Raw genomic sequence first — 18,728 nt, 5'->3', positions numbered from 1 at the left:
CCCGCCAGGAACGGGGGCGGCCGGAGCCGTGTCAGCACCGGGATACCCGCCCGCCCCCGGCGATGATGCGCCCATGAACCAGCTGAGCCTCGGCGACACCTTCATCACCTTCCTCGCGGTGGTCGGGCCACCCAAGGTGCTGCTCTCCTTCGCCGTGCTCGCCCAGTCCCGCACCACCCGCGAACTCCAGATCCTCGCGCTGGTCTCCTCCGCCGGGGCCGCCCTGGTCGGCCTGCTCGCCGACTTCGCCGCACCGGTCCTCTTCGGCCTCTTCCACATCAGCACCCAGGCCCTGGAGATCGCCGGCGGCGTCATCTTCTTCGTCTACGCCATCGGCCTCGTCCTCGGCCTCCACCTCGGCAGCGAAGCCCACCAGGCCGGCCCCCGCCTGGCCGACGGCGTACGGGAACTGCTCCTCCCCTATGTAGTGAGCCCGCTGGCCATGACCGCCGTCCTACTGGAGGCCGTGGAGCGGAACGGCTGGACCTGGCGTGCCACCGTCGGCGGCGCCTATGTCGCCGTGATCGCCCTCGACCTGCTCTGCGTGCTGCTCCTCGCCCAACTGCTCCGGCGCACCCACCACACCACCATCGAACTCCTCGGCCGGCTGCTGGGACTGCTGCTCGCCGCCGTCGGCATCGACCTGGTCCTCGACGGCATGCAGGGCCTCGGCGTACCGCTGGGCGCCCGCGACTACTGAGGCACCGTCGAGTTCGGCCGCCGCTCGCCGCCGCCTGCTGCCGCCGGACCAGGGTGGTTTTGCCTCCCGGGGCCGGAAGGTCGTACAGTTCCCTGGTCGCTCGACAGGGAGCCCCGGACGCGCAGTCTGCATGTACGGTCCCGGAGCGGCAACCTCCCCTCTCGCAAGCGCGGTGTGCTGCCGTTTTTCCGTGCAGTCGTGCGCCTTGGGACAGGGAAGTCGGCGAATTGGACCTGACAGGTTCTCTTTGCTAAGGTTTTACCCAGCCGGTGAGGGCCGAAAACCCTCCGAGGCAAATGCGGTGCCCCGCCAGCGGGGGTCAGGGAAGCGGAAAGCGGATCTGATAGGCTGGAACACGAAGAAGGGAAGCGCCCGGAGAGGCCCGGAAGGGTTTCGATGGAAGCGTCCGTTCCTTGAGAACTCAACAGCGTGCCAAAAGTCAACGCCAGATATTTGAACCCTTTGGGTTCCTTTGAATGAAGTGCAGCGAGGACGCTGTGCGCGGGTCCGGCTTATTCCGCCGGATGCCGTGCCGCTCTTCCGCGAATGAGACATTCACGGAGAGTTTGATCCTGGCTCAGGACGAACGCTGGCGGCGTGCTTAACACATGCAAGTCGAACGGTGAAGCCCTTCGGGGTGGATCAGTGGCGAACGGGTGAGTAACACGTGGGCAATCTGCCCTGCACTCTGGGACAACACCGGGAAACCGGTGCTAATACCGGATACGACGTACCTCCGCATGGGGTGTGCGTGGAAAGCTCCGGCGGTGCAGGATGAGCCCGCGGCCTATCAGCTTGTTGGTGGGGTGATGGCCTACCAAGGCGACGACGGGTAGCCGGCCTGAGAGGGCGACCGGCCACACTGGGACTGAGACACGGCCCAGACTCCTACGGGAGGCAGCAGTGGGGAATATTGCACAATGGGCGAAAGCCTGATGCAGCGACGCCGCGTGAGGGATGACGGCCTTCGGGTTGTAAACCTCTTTCAGCAGGGAAGAAGCGCAAGTGACGGTACCTGCAGAAGAAGCACCGGCTAACTACGTGCCAGCAGCCGCGGTAATACGTAGGGTGCGAGCGTTGTCCGGAATTATTGGGCGTAAAGAGCTCGTAGGCGGCCTGTCGCGTCGGATGTGAAAGCCCGGGGCTTAACCCCGGGTCTGCATTCGATACGGGCAGGCTAGAGTTCGGTAGGGGAGATCGGAATTCCTGGTGTAGCGGTGAAATGCGCAGATATCAGGAGGAACACCGGTGGCGAAGGCGGATCTCTGGGCCGATACTGACGCTGAGGAGCGAAAGCGTGGGGAGCGAACAGGATTAGATACCCTGGTAGTCCACGCCGTAAACGTTGGGAACTAGGTGTGGGCGACATTCCACGTCGTCCGTGCCGCAGCTAACGCATTAAGTTCCCCGCCTGGGGAGTACGGCCGCAAGGCTAAAACTCAAAGGAATTGACGGGGGCCCGCACAAGCGGCGGAGCATGTGGCTTAATTCGACGCAACGCGAAGAACCTTACCAAGGCTTGACATACACCGGAAACGTCTGGAGACAGGCGCCCCCTTGTGGTCGGTGTACAGGTGGTGCATGGTTGTCGTCAGCTCGTGTCGTGAGATGTTGGGTTAAGTCCCGCAACGAGCGCAACCCTTGTTCTGTGTTGCCAGCGAGTAATGTCGGGGACTCACAGGAGACTGCCGGGGTCAACTCGGAGGAAGGTGGGGACGACGTCAAATCATCATGCCCCTTATGTCTTGGGCTGCACACGTGCTACAATGGTCGGTACAATGGGCTGCGATACCGCGAGGTGGAGCGAATCCCAAAAAGCCGGCCTCAGTTCGGATTGGGGTCTGCAACTCGACCCCATGAAGTCGGAGTCGCTAGTAATCGCAGATCAGCATGCTGCGGTGAATACGTTCCCGGGCCTTGTACACACCGCCCGTCACGTCACGAAAGTCGGTAACACCCGAAGCCGGTGGCCCAACCCTCTGGGAGGGAGCCGTCGAAGGTGGGACCAGCGATTGGGACGAAGTCGTAACAAGGTAGCCGTACCGGAAGGTGCGGCTGGATCACCTCCTTTCTAAGGAGCATTGGCCGGCTTCGAGCGAGTGTCTCGGAGCGGTTGCTCATGGGTGGAACGTTGACTATTCGGCACTGGTTGTCTCGTCTGTCTCCAAGTACTGCGTCTTTGGCGTGTGGAACGGGGTGTGGCGGGGTGGCTGGTGTCGGGCGCGCTGTTGGGTCCTGAGGGAACGGTTGGTTGTTTCCTCTGGTTGTGCCGGTCCCATGCTTGTTCTGGGTGGGTGGCTGGTCGTTGTTTGAGAACTGCACAGTGGACGCGAGCATCTGTGGCCAAGTTTTTAAGGGCGCACGGTGGATGCCTTGGCACCAGGAACCGATGAAGGACGTGGGAGGCCGCGATAGGCCCCGGGGAGCTGTCAACCGAGCTTTGATCCGGGGGTGTCCGAATGGGGAAACCCGGCAGTCGTCATGGGCTGTCACCCGCTGCTGAACACATAGGCAGTGTGGAGGGAACGCGGGGAAGTGAAACATCTCAGTACCCGCAGGAAGAGAAAACAACCGTGATTCCGGGAGTAGTGGCGAGCGAAACCGGATGAGGCTAAACCGTATGTGTGTGATACCCGGCAGGGGTTGCGCGTGCGGGGTTGTGGGAGCGTACTTCAGTCGTCTGCCGGCGGCTGGGCGAGTCAGAAACCGTACAGGTAGTCGAAGGGCATGCGAAAGGCCCGGCGTAGAGGGTAAGACCCCCGTAGACGAAATCTGTGCGGCTTGCTTGTGCGTTTCCCAAGTAGCACGGGGCCCGAGAAATCCCGTGTGAATCTGGCGGGACCACCCGCTAAGCCTAAATATTCCCTGGTGACCGATAGCGGATAGTACCGTGAGGGAATGGTGAAAAGTACCGCGGGAGCGGAGTGAAATAGTACCTGAAACCGTGTGCCTACAAGCCGTGGGAGCGTCGTTCGTCAGCTTGCTGGCGGGCCGTGACTGCGTGCCTTTTGAAGAATGAGCCTGCGAGTTTGCGGTGTGTGGCGAGGTTAACCCGTGTGGGGTAGCCGTAGCGAAAGCGAGTCCGAATAGGGCGTTCTTAGTCGCATGCCCAAGACCCGAAGCGGAGTGATCTAGCCATGGGCAGGGTGAAGCGCGGGTAAGACCGTGTGGAGGCCCGAACCCACCAGGGTTGAAAACCTGGGGATGACCTGTGGTTAGGGGTGAAAGGCCAATCAAACTCCGTGATAGCTGGTTCTCCCCGAAATGCATTTAGGTGCAGCGTCGTGTGTTTCTTGCCGGAGGTAGAGCACTGGATAGGCGATGGGCCTCACCGGGTTACTGACCTTAGCCAAACTCCGAATGCCGGTAAGTGAGAGCACGGCAGTGAGACTGCGGGGGATAAGCTCCGTGGTCGAGAGGGAAACAGCCCAGAACACCGGCTAAGGCCCCTAAGCGTGTGCTAAGTGGGAAAGGATGTGGAGTCGCAGAGACAACCAGGAGGTTGGCTTAGAAGCAGCCACCCTTGAAAGAGTGCGTAATAGCTCACTGGTCAAGTGATTCCGCGCCGACAATGTAGCGGGGCTCAAGTACACCGCCGAAGCCGTGTCACTCACACAAGAGCCTTAACGGGTGTGTGGGTGGGTAGGGGAGCGTCGTGTGCCGGGTGAAGCGGCGGCGGGAGCCAGTCGTGGACGGTATACGAGTGAGAATGCAGGCATGAGTAGCGATACAAGAGTGGGAAACTCTTGCGCCGATTGACCAAGGGTTCCTGGGTCAAGCTGATCTGCCCAGGGTAAGTCGGGACCTAAGGCGAGGCCGACAGGCGTAGTCGATGGACAACGGGTTGATATTCCCGTACCCGCTGTAGAGCGTCAACGCTGAACCTCTGAATGCTAAGGCCGTGAAGCCGCCCCGGAGTCTTCGGACAAAGGGGAGTGGTGGAGCCGCCGGTCCAACAGGGTAGTAGGTGAGCGATGGGGTGACGCAGGAAGGTAGTCCAGCCCGGGCGGTGGTTGTCCCGGGGTAAGGGTGTAGGACGTGGGGTAGGCAAATCCGCCCTGCATATAAGTCTGAGACCTGATGCCGAGCCGATTGTGGTGAAGTGGATGATCCTATGCTGTCGAGAAAAGCCTCTAGCGAGTTCTGTGGCGGCCCGTACCCCAAACCGACTCAGGTGGTCAGGTAGAGAATACCGAGGCGTTCGGGTGAACCGTGGTTAAGGAACTCGGCAAAATGCCCCCGTAACTTCGGGAGAAGGGGGGCCATTGCTGGTGATGGGTCTTGCACTCTGAGCTGGTGGTGGCCGCAGAGACCAGCGAGAAGCGACTGTTTACTAAAAACACAGGTCCGTGCGAAGCCGTAAGGCGATGTATACGGACTGACGCCTGCCCGGTGCTGGAACGTTAAGGGGACCGGTTAGTCATGATTCGTCGTGGCGAAGCTGAGAACTTAAGCGCCAGTAAACGGCGGTGGTAACTATAACCATCCTAAGGTAGCGAAATTCCTTGTCGGGTAAGTTCCGACCTGCACGAATGGCGTAACGACTTCTCGACTGTCTCAACCACGGGCCCGGTGAAATTGCATTACGAGTAAAGATGCTCGTTTCGCGCAGCAGGACGGAAAGACCCCGGGACCTTTACTATAGCTTGATATTGGTGTTCGGTTCGGCTTGTGTAGGATAGGTGGGAGACTGTGAAGCTGTGACGCCAGTCATGGTGGAGTCATCGTTGAAATACCACTCTGGTCGTGCTGGATGTCTAACCTGGGTCCGTGATCCGGATCAGGGACAGTGTCTGGTGGGTAGTTTAACTGGGGCGGTTGCCTCCTAAAGGGTAACGGAGGCGCCCAAAGGTTCCCTCAGCCTGGTTGGCAATCAGGTGTTGAGTGTAAGTGCACAAGGGAGCTTGACTGTGAGACCGACGGGTCGAGCAGGTGCGAAAGCAGGGACTAGTGATCCGGCGGTGGCTTGTGGAAGCGCCGTCGCTCAACGGATAAAAGGTACCCCGGGGATAACAGGCTGATCTTCCCCAAGAGTCCATATCGACGGGATGGTTTGGCACCTCGATGTCGGCTCGTCGCATCCTGGGGCTGGAGTAGGTCCCAAGGGTTGGGCTGTTCGCCCATTAAAGCGGTACGCGAGCTGGGTTTAGAACGTCGTGAGACAGTTCGGTCCCTATCCGCTGTGCGCGTAGGAGTCTTGAGAAGGGCTGTCCCTAGTACGAGAGGACCGGGACGGACGGACCTCTGGTGTGCCAGTTGTTCTGCCAAGGGCATGGCTGGTTGGCTACGTTCGGGAGGGATAACCGCTGAAAGCATCTAAGCGGGAAGCCTGCTTCGAGATGAGGGCTCCCACCACCTTGAGTGGGTAAGGCTCCCAGTAGACGACTGGGTTGATAGGCCGGGTGTGGAAGCCTCGTGAGGGGTGGAGCTGACCGGTACTAATAGGCCGAGGGCTTGTCCATAGTTGCTCCGCGTCCACTGTGTTGTTCTGAAGCAATGACCTGTGCCGTTTGCCGGTGGGTCAACTTCATAGTGTTTCGGTGGTCATAGCGTGAGGGAAACGCCCGGTTACATTCCGAACCCGGAAGCTAAGCCTTACAGCGCCGATGGTACTGCAGGGGGGACCCTGTGGGAGAGTAGGACGCCGCCGAACAATCTTTGACGGGAGGGCCCCGTAGCCGGAAGGCTACGGGGCCCTTTCGCATGCCCGGACACGGATCCGAATTCCCGGACGGTGGCCTACGATCGCCGTATGGAACAGCGAGTACTGGGCAGGACGGGCCGCAAGGTGTCCGTCGTCGGGCTGGGCACATGGCAGCTGGGGGCTGACTGGGGGCAGGTGCGCGAGGAGGACGCCCTGGCGGTGCTGGACGCGGCGGTCGAGACGGGGGTGACCTTCTTCGACACCGCCGATGTGTACGGCGACGGCCGCAGCGAGCAGCTGATCGGCCGCTATCTGCGGGAGCGTCCGGACGCCGAGGTGCTGGTGGCGACCAAGATGGGCCGCCGGGTCGAGCAGCGACCGGAGAACTACACCCTCGACAACTTCCGCGCCTGGACCGACCGTTCGCGGGCCAACCTGGGCACGGAGACGCTGGACCTGGTGCAGCTGCACTGCCCGCCGACGCCGGTGTACTCCTCTGACGCGGTGTTCGACGCGCTGGACACCCTGGTCGCCGAGCAGCGGATCGCCGCGTACGCGGTGAGCGTGGAGACCTGCGCGGAGGCGCTGGCCGCCATCGCGCGCCCGGGTACGGCGAGTGTGCAGATCATCCTCAATCCGTTCCGGTTGAAGCCGCTGGAGGAGGTGCTGCCGGCCGCCGCCGAGGCGGGCGTGGGCATCATCGCCCGGGTGCCGCTGGCGTCGGGGTTGCTCTCCGGCCGCTACACCCGGGAGACCGTCTTCGGGCCCGACGACCACCGGACGTACAACCGCCATGGCGAGGCTTTCGACCAGGGGGAGACCTTCTCCGGGGTGGAGTTCGAGTCGGGGCTGGAGGCGGCGGCCGAGTTTGCCGAGCTGGCCCCGGAGGGGGCGACGCCCGCGCAGACGGCGCTGCGCTGGCTGATCCAGCAGCCCGGCGTGACCTCGGTGATCCCCGGGGCCCGCTCGCCGGAGCAGGCGCGGGCCAATGCCTCGGCCGCGCAGCTGCCGCCGCTTACGGCGCCCGTGCTGGAGGCCGTCCGCGACCTGTACGACCGCCGCATCCGGGCGCAGGTGCACCACCGCTGGTAGCAGTGGAGCGGGGCCGGTCCGGTCAGATCCAGCCGTCGAGCGAGGCGAGGAAGCCCGGCAGGTCGTCGCGGTGGATGGTGTGGCCGGCCCCGGCCACCGTACGGACCTCGAAGCCGCGCCGGGACAGCTCCGCCGCGTGCTCGGGGCCGATCACGAAGCTGGGGTCGGCCAGCTGGACCAGTGAGGGCACGGTGGGGCGCTCGGGCAGCAGCGCGCGCCCCGCCAGTTCGGCGAGTCCGCCGCCCGTGTCGGGGTCCCACAGGGCGATGGTGGCCAGTTCGAGGTCGACGTCCGACGCCTCCCACCGGGGGTTGAGCGCGGCGATCTGCTCCCGGGCGGCGGTACGGAACCAGGCGAAGCCCGCCGGGTCCAGGCCCCGCCCGGGGCCCCGGATGCACCACGCCGGGTCGGAGTAGACGGCCCGCCGGGGGCGCAGCCGGTCGACGGCCAGGGAGAGCGCGAGGCCGCCCAGGGAGTGGCCGACGGCCAGGTCCGCCTCGGCGGGGAGGGTGTCGACCAGGTCCTGGGCGAGCAGGTCGGGCCGGTACCGCTGCACGGGGTCGGCGCCGTGTCCGCGCGGGCTCCGCCCGTGCCCGCGCAGGTCCACCGCCAGGACCCGGTAGCCGAGCGCGGCGAGCCGGGGGCCGACCCGGCGCCAGCTGCGGTGGTCGGACATCATGCCGTGCACCAGCAGGGCTGTCCGGTGGCCGGTCCCCCAGGTGCGGGTGTGGAGCTGCATGGTGTGCCCTTCGGCCGGGGTGTGGATCGCGCCTGCCCGCCACTGCCGAAGCGGCGTCACCCCCCGCGCAGCAGCTCCAGCACCTGGTCGTCGGTGAGCTGCCCGAAGTCCTCGTACCAGCGGCCGACGGAGCCGAAGACATACGGCTGGTGCAGGCAGACCACCTCGTCGGCCTCCGCTGCCAGCGCCTCGGTGGCCTCGCGGGAACCCACCGGCACGGCCAGGACCAGCCGGGCGGGGTGCCGGATGCGTACCGACCGCAGGGCCGCGCGGGCGGTGAAGCCGGTGGCCAGGCCGTCGTCGACGACCACGGCGGTGCGACCGGCCAGTTCGGGGACGGGACGGCCCTGCCGGTACAGGGCCTCGCGCCGGCGCAGCTCCACGCGTTCCCGCTCGGCGAGGGGCGCGAGCTCCTCGGGGGTGGCGTGCAGCCAGCGCAGTGCTTCCTGGTCCCAGAGCGGCGGGGCTTCCCCGGCGATGGCGCCGATGGCCAGCTCCGGCTGGCCGGGGGCGCCGATCTTGCGGGCGACCAGGGCCTCCAGCGGCGCCCCGAGCGCGTCGGCGACCTCGCGGGCGACCGGCAGTCCGCCGCGCGGCAGCCCGAACACCAGCGGTTCGGGCAGCGCCCCGGCCCGCTGGCGCTCCCGCAGCTCCTCGGCGAGGGCGCGTCCGGCCTCCCGCCGGTCCTGGAAGCGCACCGGGATCACCCGAACATGCCGTCGGCGAAACACCACCGCCACTGCTCGCCGGGCTCGGCCGACCGGATGACCGGGTGGCCGGTGTCGTGGAAGTGCGCGGTGGCGTGCTTGCGCGGCGAGGAGTCGCAGCAGCCGATCCGGCCGCAGGTCAGGCACTCCCGCAGGTGCACCCAGTCGTGCAGCCCGGCGGCCAGGCAGTCCTGGCAGCCTTCGACGGTGCGGGGCTCCGGGGAACCCGCGTCGGCCAGATGTGCGCAGATCATGGTGGACTCCCGCCTCGGCGACACCGGAAAGCCTCTCACTCCGGCGGGCACCCGGCACCTCGGGCGCCGCCGGAGCGGCCTCGGTGGTTCAGCCCGCTGCCGGTTCAGCCCCGCTGCTGGTTCAGCCCCGCTGCCGGCGGCGCCGCTGCCAGAGCGTCAGGGGTACGGCACCGGCCAGCGCGGCCAGGCCGGGGGCCGCGTCGCCGACTGCGGTGGGCCGGCCGGCGGCGGTGGGGGGCTGCTCGGTGAAGGCGGCGGGCTTGGGGAGGGTGGCCCAGTGGCCGATCGGCCAGGCCACCACAAAGGCCCGGCCGATGACGTCGTCCACGGGGACGAAGCCGTCGCCCGGATTCTGGATCTGGTGGTAGCGGGAGTCCTGGGAGTCGTTGCGGTGGTCTCCCATCACCCAGATCCTGTCCTTGGGGACGGTGAAGGTGCCGACCGGGTCGTTGTCGCAGGGCGTGGCACCCGGGAAGAGGTAGGTCTCGTGCAGCGGCACGCCATTGACCTTGAGGGGGGAGCCGGCCTCGCAGGTGACGGTGTCCCCGCCGACCGCGATGACCCGCTTGATCAGGTCCGCCTCGTCGGCGGAGGGCATCAGCCCGATGGTGCTCAGCACCTTCTGGGCATTGCGTGCGAAGGCGTTGCTCTGCTCGGGCTGCTCGGAGAGCCAGTCGCCGGGGTCGTGGAAGACCACCACCTCGCCGCGCTCGGGCTTCGACCCGAACCAGGGGGTGAGCTTGTCGACCAGCACCCGGTCGCCCACCTGGAGGGTGTTCTGCATGGACTCGGAGGGGATGGAGAACGCCTGCACGAAGAAGGTCTTGATGCCCAGGGCCAGCACCACGGCGATGCCGATCAGCAGCGGCACCTCCTGCCAGAGCGGTCTCCTGCGGCGCTGCGGCTGCGGAGGCTGCTGCTGCTCCGGCTCGGGCTGCTCCGGCTCGGGCTGCTCAGGCTGGGGCTGAGACTGCGGCGGGGGCGCCGCCGCGTCCGCTCCCTCGTCCGCCGCCGACCTGCTGCGGGTCTCTTCCACGGTCCGTCCCCTCTGTGGTCTGCGGTACACGCCGGTTGCGCGTCCATGACCATCACAGGCTGTCCAACGTGTGGGAGTTCCCGGGAGCGGGGTCAGGATGCGCGGGCGGTCCGGGTGCGGGCCGCCGGATGCAGTCTTGCAGGCTGCCCCACCGGACGGTGCGGTCGCACCAGCGCTCCGGTCAGAGCGGTCGGCGCATGCAGATCCGTGGCCAGCGGTCCAGGCCGTGGGCGGCTTCCTGACGGCGGATCGCGCGGAGGCCCGGGGTGAGCGCCTCCTCCGGCAGCGGCTGGAAGCCGCAGCGGGCGTAGTAGGGCGCGTTCCACGGGACCTGGCTGAAGGTGGTCAGGGTCAGCGCCGACCTGCCGTCGGCTGCGGCCCGGGCGGCGGCGTGGTCCAGCAGGGAACGCCCCACGCCCCGGCGCGCGCTGTCGGGGTGCACCGACACCTGCTCGATGTGCAGGCCGCCGTCGACGGGTTCGGCGAGCAGGTACGCCACCGGGTGGTCGGAGCCGTCGACCGCGACCCAGGCCAGCCCGGACCGCTGGTAGCGGGCGAGTTCATCCACCGGGAGGGGTTCGTCGTCGGCGATCTCCGGCATGCCGAGGTCGCGGAAGCACTGCCCGGCGGCCCGCTCGATGTCCTGAAGGAGGGGAAGTTCGTCGACGAGGGCCGGTCGGATGCGCATCCGGCCATTATTCCGGGCCCCCGCACCGGGCGGTACGGAGGGCCGGGCCGGCGGCTCAGCGGCAGAGGCAGACCGGGCCGGGCTGTCACCCACATGGTGGATCTTGTGGCAAACGGGTGAATACACCCCCATCTCCGGCCCTAGCTTGTGCGGCGTGACTTCTGACCATTCATCCGTCATCGGGCGCCGCCGCTTCCTCGGCACCGCCGCCGCCGTGGCCGCCGGAACCGCTGCCGCCGCCGCGTCCGGCAGTGCCTTCGCCGCGCCCGCCGCCCTTGAGACCGCCCCCGCAGCCGCTTCCGCTGCCGTACCTGTCGCAGCCGCACCTGCCGCAGCCGCCCTGGCGGGCCTGCGCGCCGACGACAACAGCCGGGAGCTGGCCCGCGAGCTGCTGCTGGTGGGCGACCACGACCAGGACCTCAAGCTGGACTACCTGCGCATCCTCATCGACCACGGCCTGCCCAGGACCACCTCGCCGAAGAAGGTCCTGATCGTCGGCGCGGGCGTCGCCGGACTGGTCGCCGCGACGCTGCTGAGGAACGCCGGACACCAGGTGACCGTCATCGAGGCCAACGCCGGCCGCACCGGCGGCCGGATCAAGACCTTCCGCAAGGTCTTCGCCGACAAGTCCCTCTATGCGGAGGCCGGGGCGATGCGGCTGCCCGACTTCCATCCCCTGGTGCTGGCCCTCGCGGACAAGCTGGGCATCAGGCGGCGCCTCTTCTACAACGCCGACGTGGCCCCCGGAGCCCGCCCCACCGGGCCGGTGCCGCCGGTGGTCTACGAGGCGTTCACCGGCGAGCGGTGGAGCAACGGCCACGGCAGGCCGGGGGACTTCCGGCCGCCCGCCGCCACCGGGCGCACCCTGGTCCAGGTCAACGGCCGCCGGGTCACCCGCTCCCAGTACGCCCAGGCACCCGGCCCGATCAACCGCACCTTCGGCGCCGCCGTGTCCACCACCATGTCCGCTGCGGTGGACAAGGCGCTGGCCCCGGTGACGGTCTCGGCGACCGGCCCGATCCACGACCGGATCGACGCCTGGAGCAAGCTCATCCGCACCTATGACGACTACTCCACCCACCGCTTCCTGGCCGAGGAGGCCGGCTGGGACCTGGCCCGGTTGCAGGCCGCGGGCACGCTGGAGAACATGACCTCGCGGCTGCACTACTCGCTCTTCCCCACCCTGATGGACCACTCCATCATCAACCCCACCTCCCGCTACTGGGAGCTGGAGGGCGGCACCGCGACCCTGACCGACGCCCTGACCGCCCCGCTGCGGAAGCACATCCGCTCCGGCCGGCGGATGACCCGCCTCATCCAGACCGCTCACGGCGTGCGGATCGAGACCACGGCGGAGTCCGGGACCGAGGAGTCCTGCGACGGCGCCCCCCGCGCCCCCAAGGAGACCTTCGAGGGCGACTACGCGATCATCACCGTGCCGCTCACCGCGCTGCGGTTCTGCGACTTCGAGCCCGCCCTCTCCTACCCCAAGCGGCGCGCGATCACCGAGATCCACTACGACTCGGCGACCAAGGTGCTGCTGGAGTTCAAGAACCGCTTCTGGGAGCACGGCCCCGGCGGCTTCACCGGCGGCGGCTGCGTCTCCGACAGCCCCAACCGCTTCACCTACTTCCCCTCCCACGTCGACGGGTCGCGCGGCGGCGTCGTACTGGCCTCCTACACCTGGTCCGACGACGCCATGCGCTGGGACTCCCTCACCCCGGGTGAGCGCTACGCCTTTGCGCTGGACAACCTGGCGAAGATGTTCGGCCGCCAGGTCTACGACCAGTACACCGGGGTCGGCGCCACCCAGTCCTGGGCCCGCGCCCGCTACGCCCTGGGCGAGGCCGCCATCATCACCCCCGGCCAACTGCACGAGCACCACGGCGCCACCCGGACCCCCGAGGGCCGCGTGCACTTCGCCGGGGAGCACACCAGCCTCAAACCCGCCTGGATCGAAGGATCGCTGGAGAGCGCGGTCCGCACCAGCCTGGAACTCCACCGCCGCTGACCACCCCCGGGCCCCCGCAACGGCGCCGTTGCGCGGGCCCGGCGGGACCAGCACGGTCACAGGACCGTCACAACGCCACCGCCGCCGACTCCTGCCCGCCATGCTGTGCAGCTCAGCCGCACACCAGGGGAGCACCCGTGGGATTCGTCAACCAGGCCAAGACCAACGAAGCCCTCCGCCAGGCGCAGGATGCCTATGCCAACGGCGACCAGGTCCTCGTCTACAAGTTCATCGAGGCCAACAAGGGATCCATCACCACCGGGCCCATGGTCGGCATCGGCCCGCAGATCCAGGCCGTCGAGGCCATCGGCTGGACCCTCTGCAACCTGGCCACCGCCGAGAGCAAGACCATGACCGGCGAGCGCATCGCCGTCGTCTGCCTCTTCCGCCGCCGCTGACGCCGCCCAGGCGGCCCATCCCGCCTATGCGCGGAGCCTGGAGCGGCTCCGCTCGATGGGTGTGCTCATCGGCAGCTACGAGCCCCACCGGCCCAAGGCCGGTGGTGGCCGGGAGGACTTCCGGTGGGAGGAGGCCCTGGAACTGCTCGGAGCGGCCCGCAGCCTGCCGGACTCCTGAGCGCCAAAACGACCCGGGCTTCCCCGCCGTAGCGGGAAAGCCCAGGTCGAAGGGGATACTGTGCGCCGCCAGGGACTCGAACCCCGAACCCGCTGATTAAGAGTCAGCTGCTCTGCCAGTTGAGCTAGCGGCGCTCGGCACGACGTCAATAGTACCTGATCTGGACGGGTGTTCCCGCCACCGCGGCAGGGGTCAGCCGGTGGCGAGGGGGTCGGCGGTGGGGCGCCAGGGGCGGCAGAAGGCCAGGAAGACCACCGCTGCGAGCAGGGCCATGGCCAGCATGGCGGCGGCCATCGGGAGCGCGGTGCCGCCGCTGCCGAGACCGGCGAGGGCAGGGGAGAGCGCGCCGGCGGCGAACTGGACGGTGCCCAGCAGGGCCGAGGCGGTGCCGGCGGCGTGCGGGGCGCGTTGCAGCGACAGGGCGGTGGTGGTGGGCATGACCAGACCGAGGGAGGAGGCCAAGACGAAGAGGGCAGCGGCGATCCACGGCAGCCCCGCGTCGGTCAGGGTGACCAGCAGCACCAGGGCCGCCGACGAGGCCGCCATCAGCCCCAGGCCGAGCAGCAGCACCCGGTGCGCCCGGAAGCGGCCCAGCAGCACCTTGCCGTTGAGCTGGCCGAAGGCCACCAGGCCGACCGAGTTGACGCCGAAGAGCAGGCTGTAGGTCTGCGGGGAGGCTCCGTACACCTGCTGGATCGCGAACGACGACCCGGAGACATACGCGAAGAGCGAGGCGAAGGCGAAGGCGCCGCTCAGGACGTACCCCGTGAACGGGCGGTCGCGCAGCAGGCCGCGCATGGTGCGCAGGGTCTCGGAGAGCCCGCCCCGGTGGCGCCGCTCCGGCGGCAGGGTCTCCCGCAGCAGCAGCGCCGAGGCGGCGAGGATCGCCAGCCCCAGCACGGCCAGCACCACGAAGACGCCGCGCCACGAGGTGACCCGCAGGATCTGGCCGCCCAGCATCGGGGCGAGGATCGGCGCCGTACCCGAGACCAGCATCAGCGAGGCGAAGAAGCGGGCGGCGGCGAGCCCGTCGAACAGGTCGCGCACCACCGCGCGGGCGATCACGATCCCGGCGGCGCCGGAGAGGCCCTGCACCAGCCGGAAGGCGATGAAGAGTCGGGCGTCGGGGGCGGCCGCGCAGGCGGCGGTCGCCGCGACGTACACCGCCAGGCCCACCAGCAGCGGGCGGCGCCTCCCCAGTGCGTCACTGAGCGGACCGGCCACCAGTTGCCCGGCGGCCAGGCCCAGCAGGCAGGCGGTGAGGGTGAGTTGGACGGTGCCCTCGCCGGTGCTCAGATTCTCGGCGATGCGCGGCAGCGCGGGCAGGTAGAGGTCCATCGACAGCGGGGCGAGCGCGGTCAGCGAGCCCAGTACCAGGATGAGCAGCAGCCCGGCGCGGTGCGGGGTGCTGACCCGGGCGGCGGAAGTGGTGGGGCTGACAGGGGCGGCGGAGGACTGGCGTATGTCGGGCATGCCGGTGGTGGCTCCTCGGCGGGGCACTGGCGCGGTAAGGGGTGCAGGGCGGTGTGACAACTGACACCGTACGGGGCGGCACTCAGCGGGGAACAGGCGGTCTCACATACCGGTTGCAGCCGCTCGGGGGACGGAACCCGTACAACAGGGAAAGGACGAGGCCGTGACCGGCAGCGACACCGCAGCGGAGCAGCAGGACCCGATCCGGGGCAGGGCGCGCGGATCGGCACCCGCGCCGCTGTCCATCCTCGACCTGGCGACCGTCGGAGCGGGATACACCCCCGGCGAAGCGCTCAAGGCCACCACCGAACTCGCCCGGCGGGCCGAGGAGTGGGGCTACCACCGCTTCTGGGTGGCCGAACACCACGGCATGCCGGGGGTCGCCTCCTCCTCTCCGCCGGTCCTGATCGCCCACCTGGCAGCGGCCACCCGCACCCTGCGGCTGGGGTCCGGCGGAGTGATGCTGCCCAACCACGCACCGCTGGCCGTCGCCGAGCAGTTCGGCCTGCTGCACGCACTGCACCCGGGCCGCATCGACCTGGGCCTCGGCCGCGCCCCGGGCACCGACCAGGCGACGGCGCGGGCGCTGCGCCGGGGCCTGGGCGAGGGCGCCGACGACTTCCCGCAGCAACTGGCCGAGCTGACCGGCTTCCTGGACGGGGGCTTCCCGCCCGGGCACCCGTACGAGCGGATCACCGCCGTGCCCGGGCCGACGCGGGACGGCGGCGGTCCGCTCGGCCGGCCGCCGGTCTGGCTGCTGGGGTCGTCCGGGTTCAGCGCGCGGCTGGCCGGGCAGCTGGGGCTGCCGTTCGCCTTTGCGCACCACTTCAGCGCGGCCAACACGGTTCCGGCGCTGGACCTGTACCGGTCCTCGTTCCAGCCGTCGGAGGCGCTGGACGAGCCGTACGCGGTGATCGGGGTGAGCGCGGTCGCGGCGGAGAGCGAGCAGCAGGCGCTGCGGCTGGCGCGGAGCGGCGGGCTGTCGATGCTGCGGCTGCGACGCGGGCGGCCGGGTCTGATCCCGACGCCGGAGGAGGCGGAGTCCTACCCGTACAGCGATCTGGAGCTGGGCTTCCTGGACGACTGGCTGGCCAATGTGGTGCTGGGCGAGCCGGGCCGGGTCCGGGACGGGCTGGAGGAGCTGCGCAAGCGCACCGGCGCCCAGGAGCTGATGGTCACCTCGCACATCCACGGCCACGAGGCCCGGATCGCCTCCTACGGGCTGATCGCGGAGGCATACGGGCTCACCGCAGGCTAGGACAGCCCCTCCCCGGAGGTGCGGCTGCTTCCCGTACGCATCGGACGTCTTCCCGGAGCCGGGGGAGGTCGGCTTCGTCCGGGAGGCGGTCGGGGAGGGCTACGCGGGCGGGTGGCCGGGGTGGGGCCGGTGCTTATGCGGCCACCGGGCGGGCGCGGTCCAGGACGGCGGCGGTGTCCACGCCCGGCGGCAGGGTGCCGAAAGCGCCGCCGAGGCCGCCGCCCAGCCGGGACGCGCAGAAGGCGTCGGCCACCGCCGGGTGGCCGTGCCGCACCAGCAGCGACCCCTGGAGCACCAGCGCCATCGACTCCACCAGGCGGCGGGTGCGGTACTCGAGGTCGGAGAGGTCGGCCAGTTCCTTCCGGAGCGCCATGACGGCCGCGTCCAGCCGCCGGTCGGCGCCGCCGGCCTGCCCGACCTCGGCGAAGAAGGCGTCCACGGTGGCCGGGCGGCGGGCCATGGCGCGCAGCGCGTCCAGCGCGGCGACATTGCCGGACCCCTCCCAGATCGACACCAGCGGCGCCTCCCGGTAGAGCCGGGGCATGCCCGACTCCTCGACATAGCCGTTGCCGCCCAGGCACTCCATGGCCTCGGCGGCATGCGCCGGGCCGCGTTTGCACACCCAGTACTTGGAGACGGCCAGCGCCAGCCGCCGCAGCAGCGCCTCGCCCTCGTCGCCGGCCGCCGCCCGGTCGGTGGCCCCGGCCAGCCGCATGGCCACCGTGGTCGCCGCCTCCGACTCCACGGCCAGGTCGGCCAGCACATTGCGCATCAGCGGCTGGTCCACCAGCGCCTTGCCGAACGCCCGCCGATGGGTGGCATGGTGCACCGCCCGGACCACCCCGTACCGCATCGCGGCGGCGGCGGCGATGGTGCAGTCCAGCCGGGTCATGGCGACCATCTCGATGATGGTCGCCACCCCCCGGCCCTCCTCGCCGACCAGCCACCCCGCCGCCTCGTCGTACTCGATCTCGGCAGAGGCGTTGGAGTGGTTGCCCAGCTTGTCCTTGAGCCGCTGGAGGTGGATGCGGTTGCGGGAGCCGTCCGGCAGCACCCGGGGCAGCAGAAAGCAGGAGAGTCCGCCCGGCGCCTGGGCGAGCGTCAGGAAGACGTCCGACATCGGCGCGGAGGTGAACCACTTGTGCCCGGTGAGGCGGTACATGCCGTCGGGGCCGGGCACCGCCCGGGTGGTGTTGGTACGGACGTCGGAGCCGCCCTGCTTCTCGGTCATCGACATACCGGCGATCAGGCCGCGCTTGGTGTGCGGCTCGCGCAGCCCGAAGTCATAGGTACGGGAGGCCAGCAGCGGTTCCAGCCGGTCGGCCAGCTCCGGAGCGGCGCGCAGCGCGGGCACGGCGGCGTAGGTCATGGAGATCGGGCAGGTGTGGCCCGCCTCGACCTGGCTCCAGACGTGGAACTTGGCGGCGCGGGCGAGGTGCGCGCCCGGCTGCCGCTCCTGCCAGGGCGCGGCGTGCAGGCCGTGCCCGACGGCGGTGCGCATCAGCTCGTGCCAGTACGGGTGGAACTCGACCTCGTCGATCCGGTGCCCGTACCGGTCGTGGGTGCGCAGCACCGGCCGGTTCTCATTGGCGAGCCGCGCCCACTCGGCGGCCTGCTCGGACCCGGCCAGGACGCCGAGTTCGCGCAGCTCCGGCTCGGCCCAGCCGGCGCCCTCCCGGCGGACCGCCTCCAGCAGCGCCGGTTCGGCGGCGACGTCATGGCCGTATGGGTCCGGGACCTGGTTGGTGACCTCATGTGTCTGCGGCATCGTGTCCTCCCAGGGCACGCAGGGTGAAGGAGCGCAGGGCGGGGACCAGGTCGGCCGGGGCGGCCCCGGCGGCGAGCGGGCCCACCAGCGCCTCGGCGACCGCGCCGACCAGTGCGGCGGCGGTCAGCTCCGGGTCCTGGGCGGGCAGCGCGCCACCGGCGACTCCGGCGGCCACCTGGACGGCGATCACATCGCGGAAGGCCCGCCGGAAGACCAACCGCTCGGTGTCGACGGCCGGGTCCACGGGTTCGGCCAGCAGGGCGTAGGCGAGCCGGGGGGCCTTGAGGGCGCGGGCGGCGAAGGTCTCCACCACGGCGGTGACCCGCTGCTGCGGCTCCAGCGCCGGGCGGGCAGCGGCGGCGGTGACCGCCGCCACCTCGCCGCGGACCACGGTGCGGAACAGCTCCACGGCGAGCTGCGCCTTGCCGGTGAAGTGCTGGTACACGCTGCCGGTGGCGATCCCGGCCCGCTCCGCCACCGCCGCCACCGAGCACCCGGCGTAGCCGCGCTCGGCCAGCAGCTCCACGGCGGCGAGCAGCACGGCCTCGCGCCGGTCGTCGAGCCGGGCCTGGACGGCGGGGGTGCGGCGATAGGGCATACCAAGAAGTGAAGCACTGATTCATGGCTTCGGCCAGTGGGGCGGCGGAGACGACCTCGGCGACCGTGGGGTCGTCGTCGACGACCAGCGCCCGGTACCGGTGACCGCCAGGGCCGGTCGGGTCGGCGGGGTGGGTCATGGCGCAGTCCTCGGCGGGGGTGCGGGGGTGCGAGGGGTGCGAGGG

14 protein-coding genes, 1 tRNA gene and 3 rRNA genes are annotated in these 18,728 nt (G+C 69.2%); 9 read left to right on the top strand and 9 right to left on the bottom strand.

Annotated features, from left to right (window positions below; all coding sequences use genetic code 11):
• Positions 1-73: 73 nt before the first annotated feature.
• From C7M71_RS09885 to C7M71_RS09860, 5 genes are all read left to right on the top strand, one after another.
• Complete coding sequence (locus C7M71_RS09885) at positions 74-700, top strand: MarC family protein (protein ID WP_111492642.1); 627 nt, start codon at positions 74-76, stop codon at positions 698-700.
• A 554-nt stretch (positions 701-1,254) separates the two neighbouring features.
• A 16S ribosomal RNA gene (locus C7M71_RS09875) occupies positions 1,255-2,771 on the top strand.
• Between the two features lie 270 nt (positions 2,772-3,041).
• A 23S ribosomal RNA gene (locus C7M71_RS09870) occupies positions 3,042-6,162 on the top strand.
• A 74-nt stretch (positions 6,163-6,236) separates the two neighbouring features.
• Positions 6,237-6,353: ribosomal RNA gene (rrf, locus tag C7M71_RS09865) — 5S ribosomal RNA — on the top strand.
• The 16S, 23S and 5S rRNA genes sit together here, the layout of an rRNA operon.
• A 99-nt stretch (positions 6,354-6,452) precedes the next feature.
• Positions 6,453-7,436: an aldo/keto reductase gene (locus tag C7M71_RS09860; protein ID WP_111490221.1), complete on the top strand. Its 984-nt coding sequence runs from the start codon at positions 6,453-6,455 to the stop codon at positions 7,434-7,436.
• Between the two features lie 22 nt (positions 7,437-7,458).
• On the opposite strand, the gene C7M71_RS09855 is transcribed toward C7M71_RS09860, so the two are convergent.
• The 5 genes from C7M71_RS09855 to C7M71_RS09835 all read right to left on the bottom strand — a co-directional run bounded on the left by C7M71_RS09855 (position 7,459) and on the right by C7M71_RS09835 (position 10,860).
• Positions 7,459-8,175 carry an alpha/beta fold hydrolase gene (locus tag C7M71_RS09855; protein WP_111490246.1) on the bottom strand — a complete coding sequence of 239 codons (717 nt, stop codon included), beginning with the start codon at positions 8,173-8,175 and terminating at the stop codon, positions 7,459-7,461.
• 56 nt (positions 8,176-8,231) lie between these two features.
• Positions 8,232-8,873, bottom strand: coding sequence for a phosphoribosyltransferase (locus C7M71_RS09850; protein WP_111490247.1), 642 nt, complete (start codon positions 8,871-8,873; stop codon positions 8,232-8,234).
• A 5-nt stretch (positions 8,874-8,878) separates the two neighbouring features.
• Positions 8,879-9,136, bottom strand: coding sequence for a UBP-type zinc finger domain-containing protein (locus C7M71_RS09845; protein WP_111490222.1), 258 nt, complete (start codon positions 9,134-9,136; stop codon positions 8,879-8,881).
• A 121-nt stretch (positions 9,137-9,257) separates the two neighbouring features.
• Positions 9,258-10,172 carry a signal peptidase I gene (lepB, locus tag C7M71_RS09840; protein WP_111490223.1) on the bottom strand — a complete coding sequence of 305 codons (915 nt, stop codon included), beginning with the start codon at positions 10,170-10,172 and terminating at the stop codon, positions 9,258-9,260.
• A 181-nt stretch (positions 10,173-10,353) separates the two neighbouring features.
• Entirely contained in the window at positions 10,354-10,860 is a 507-nt protein-coding gene (locus tag C7M71_RS09835; protein ID WP_111490248.1) for a GNAT family N-acetyltransferase, read from the bottom strand.
• Between the two features lie 154 nt (positions 10,861-11,014).
• On the opposite strand from C7M71_RS09835, the gene C7M71_RS09830 reads away from it, so the two are divergent.
• From C7M71_RS09830 to C7M71_RS32570, 3 genes are all read left to right on the top strand, one after another.
• Positions 11,015-12,871, top strand: a complete 1,857-nt coding sequence (locus C7M71_RS09830; protein ID WP_229758642.1) for a flavin monoamine oxidase family protein — start codon at positions 11,015-11,017, stop codon at positions 12,869-12,871.
• A gap of 137 nt (positions 12,872-13,008) precedes the next feature.
• On the top strand, positions 13,009-13,269 hold the full coding sequence (locus C7M71_RS09825; protein WP_111490225.1) for a hypothetical protein: 261 nt from the start codon (positions 13,009-13,011) through the stop codon (positions 13,267-13,269).
• A 55-nt stretch (positions 13,270-13,324) separates the two neighbouring features.
• Positions 13,325-13,447, top strand: coding sequence for a hypothetical protein (locus C7M71_RS32570; RefSeq protein ID WP_407675881.1), 123 nt, complete (start codon positions 13,325-13,327; stop codon positions 13,445-13,447).
• A 61-nt stretch (positions 13,448-13,508) separates the two neighbouring features.
• On the opposite strand, the gene C7M71_RS09815 is transcribed toward C7M71_RS32570, so the two are convergent.
• Positions 13,509-13,581: transfer RNA gene (locus C7M71_RS09815), tRNA-Lys, on the bottom strand.
• Positions 13,582-13,639: 58 nt separating this feature from the next.
• Positions 13,640-14,920 carry a multidrug effflux MFS transporter gene (locus C7M71_RS09810; RefSeq protein ID WP_111490226.1) on the bottom strand — a complete coding sequence of 427 codons (1,281 nt, stop codon included), beginning with the start codon at positions 14,918-14,920 and terminating at the stop codon, positions 13,640-13,642.
• 163 nt (positions 14,921-15,083) lie between these two features.
• On the opposite strand from C7M71_RS09810, the gene C7M71_RS09805 reads away from it, so the two are divergent.
• Positions 15,084-16,178 carry an LLM class flavin-dependent oxidoreductase gene (locus tag C7M71_RS09805; RefSeq protein ID WP_111490227.1) on the top strand — a complete coding sequence of 365 codons (1,095 nt, stop codon included), beginning with the start codon at positions 15,084-15,086 and terminating at the stop codon, positions 16,176-16,178.
• A 133-nt stretch (positions 16,179-16,311) separates the two neighbouring features.
• On the opposite strand, the gene C7M71_RS09800 is transcribed toward C7M71_RS09805, so the two are convergent.
• Together C7M71_RS09800 and C7M71_RS09795 are read right to left on the bottom strand one after the other, a co-directional pair.
• Positions 16,312-17,946: an acyl-CoA dehydrogenase family protein gene (locus C7M71_RS09800; RefSeq protein WP_111490228.1), complete on the bottom strand. Its 1,635-nt coding sequence runs from the start codon at positions 17,944-17,946 to the stop codon at positions 16,312-16,314.
• The gene (locus C7M71_RS09795) at positions 17,930-18,544 is read right to left on the bottom strand and encodes a TetR/AcrR family transcriptional regulator (protein ID WP_111490229.1); all 615 of its coding nucleotides are present in this window, start codon (positions 18,542-18,544) and stop codon (positions 17,930-17,932) included. The genes C7M71_RS09800 and C7M71_RS09795 overlap by 17 nt, the downstream gene beginning before the upstream one ends.
• Positions 18,545-18,728 lie beyond the last annotated feature (184 nt).

The organism is Peterkaempfera bronchialis (assembly GCF_003258605.2).
In the GTDB taxonomy this organism is placed as follows: domain Bacteria; phylum Actinomycetota; class Actinomycetes; order Streptomycetales; family Streptomycetaceae; genus Peterkaempfera; species Peterkaempfera bronchialis.
The sequence above is the reverse complement of the archived record's forward strand: the minus strand, read 5'-3'. Positions and strand labels throughout refer to the sequence as shown.

What these genes read in the sequence shown, in the direction of transcription:
- C7M71_RS09885 (WP_111492642.1), top strand. Translation starts at nt 74, where the DNA reads ATGAACCAGCTGAGCCTCGGCGACACCTTCATCACCTTCCTCGCGGTG.
- C7M71_RS09860 (WP_111490221.1), top strand. Translation starts at nt 6,453, where the DNA reads ATGGAACAGCGAGTACTGGGCAGGACGGGCCGCAAGGTGTCCGTCGTC.
- C7M71_RS09855 (WP_111490246.1), bottom strand. Translation starts at nt 8,175, where the DNA reads ATGCAGCTCCACACCCGCACCTGGGGGACCGGCCACCGGACAGCCCTG.
- C7M71_RS09845 (WP_111490222.1), bottom strand. Translation starts at nt 9,136, where the DNA reads ATGATCTGCGCACATCTGGCCGACGCGGGTTCCCCGGAGCCCCGCACC.
- C7M71_RS09835 (WP_111490248.1), bottom strand. Translation starts at nt 10,860, where the DNA reads ATGCGCATCCGACCGGCCCTCGTCGACGAACTTCCCCTCCTTCAGGAC.
- C7M71_RS32570 (WP_407675881.1), top strand. Translation starts at nt 13,325, where the DNA reads ATGGGTGTGCTCATCGGCAGCTACGAGCCCCACCGGCCCAAGGCCGGT.
- C7M71_RS09810 (WP_111490226.1), bottom strand. Translation starts at nt 14,920, where the DNA reads ATGCCCGACATACGCCAGTCCTCCGCCGCCCCTGTCAGCCCCACCACT.
- C7M71_RS09800 (WP_111490228.1), bottom strand. Translation starts at nt 17,946, where the DNA reads ATGCCGCAGACACATGAGGTCACCAACCAGGTCCCGGACCCATACGGC.
- C7M71_RS09795 (WP_111490229.1), bottom strand. Translation starts at nt 18,544, where the DNA reads ATGCCCTATCGCCGCACCCCCGCCGTCCAGGCCCGGCTCGACGACCGG.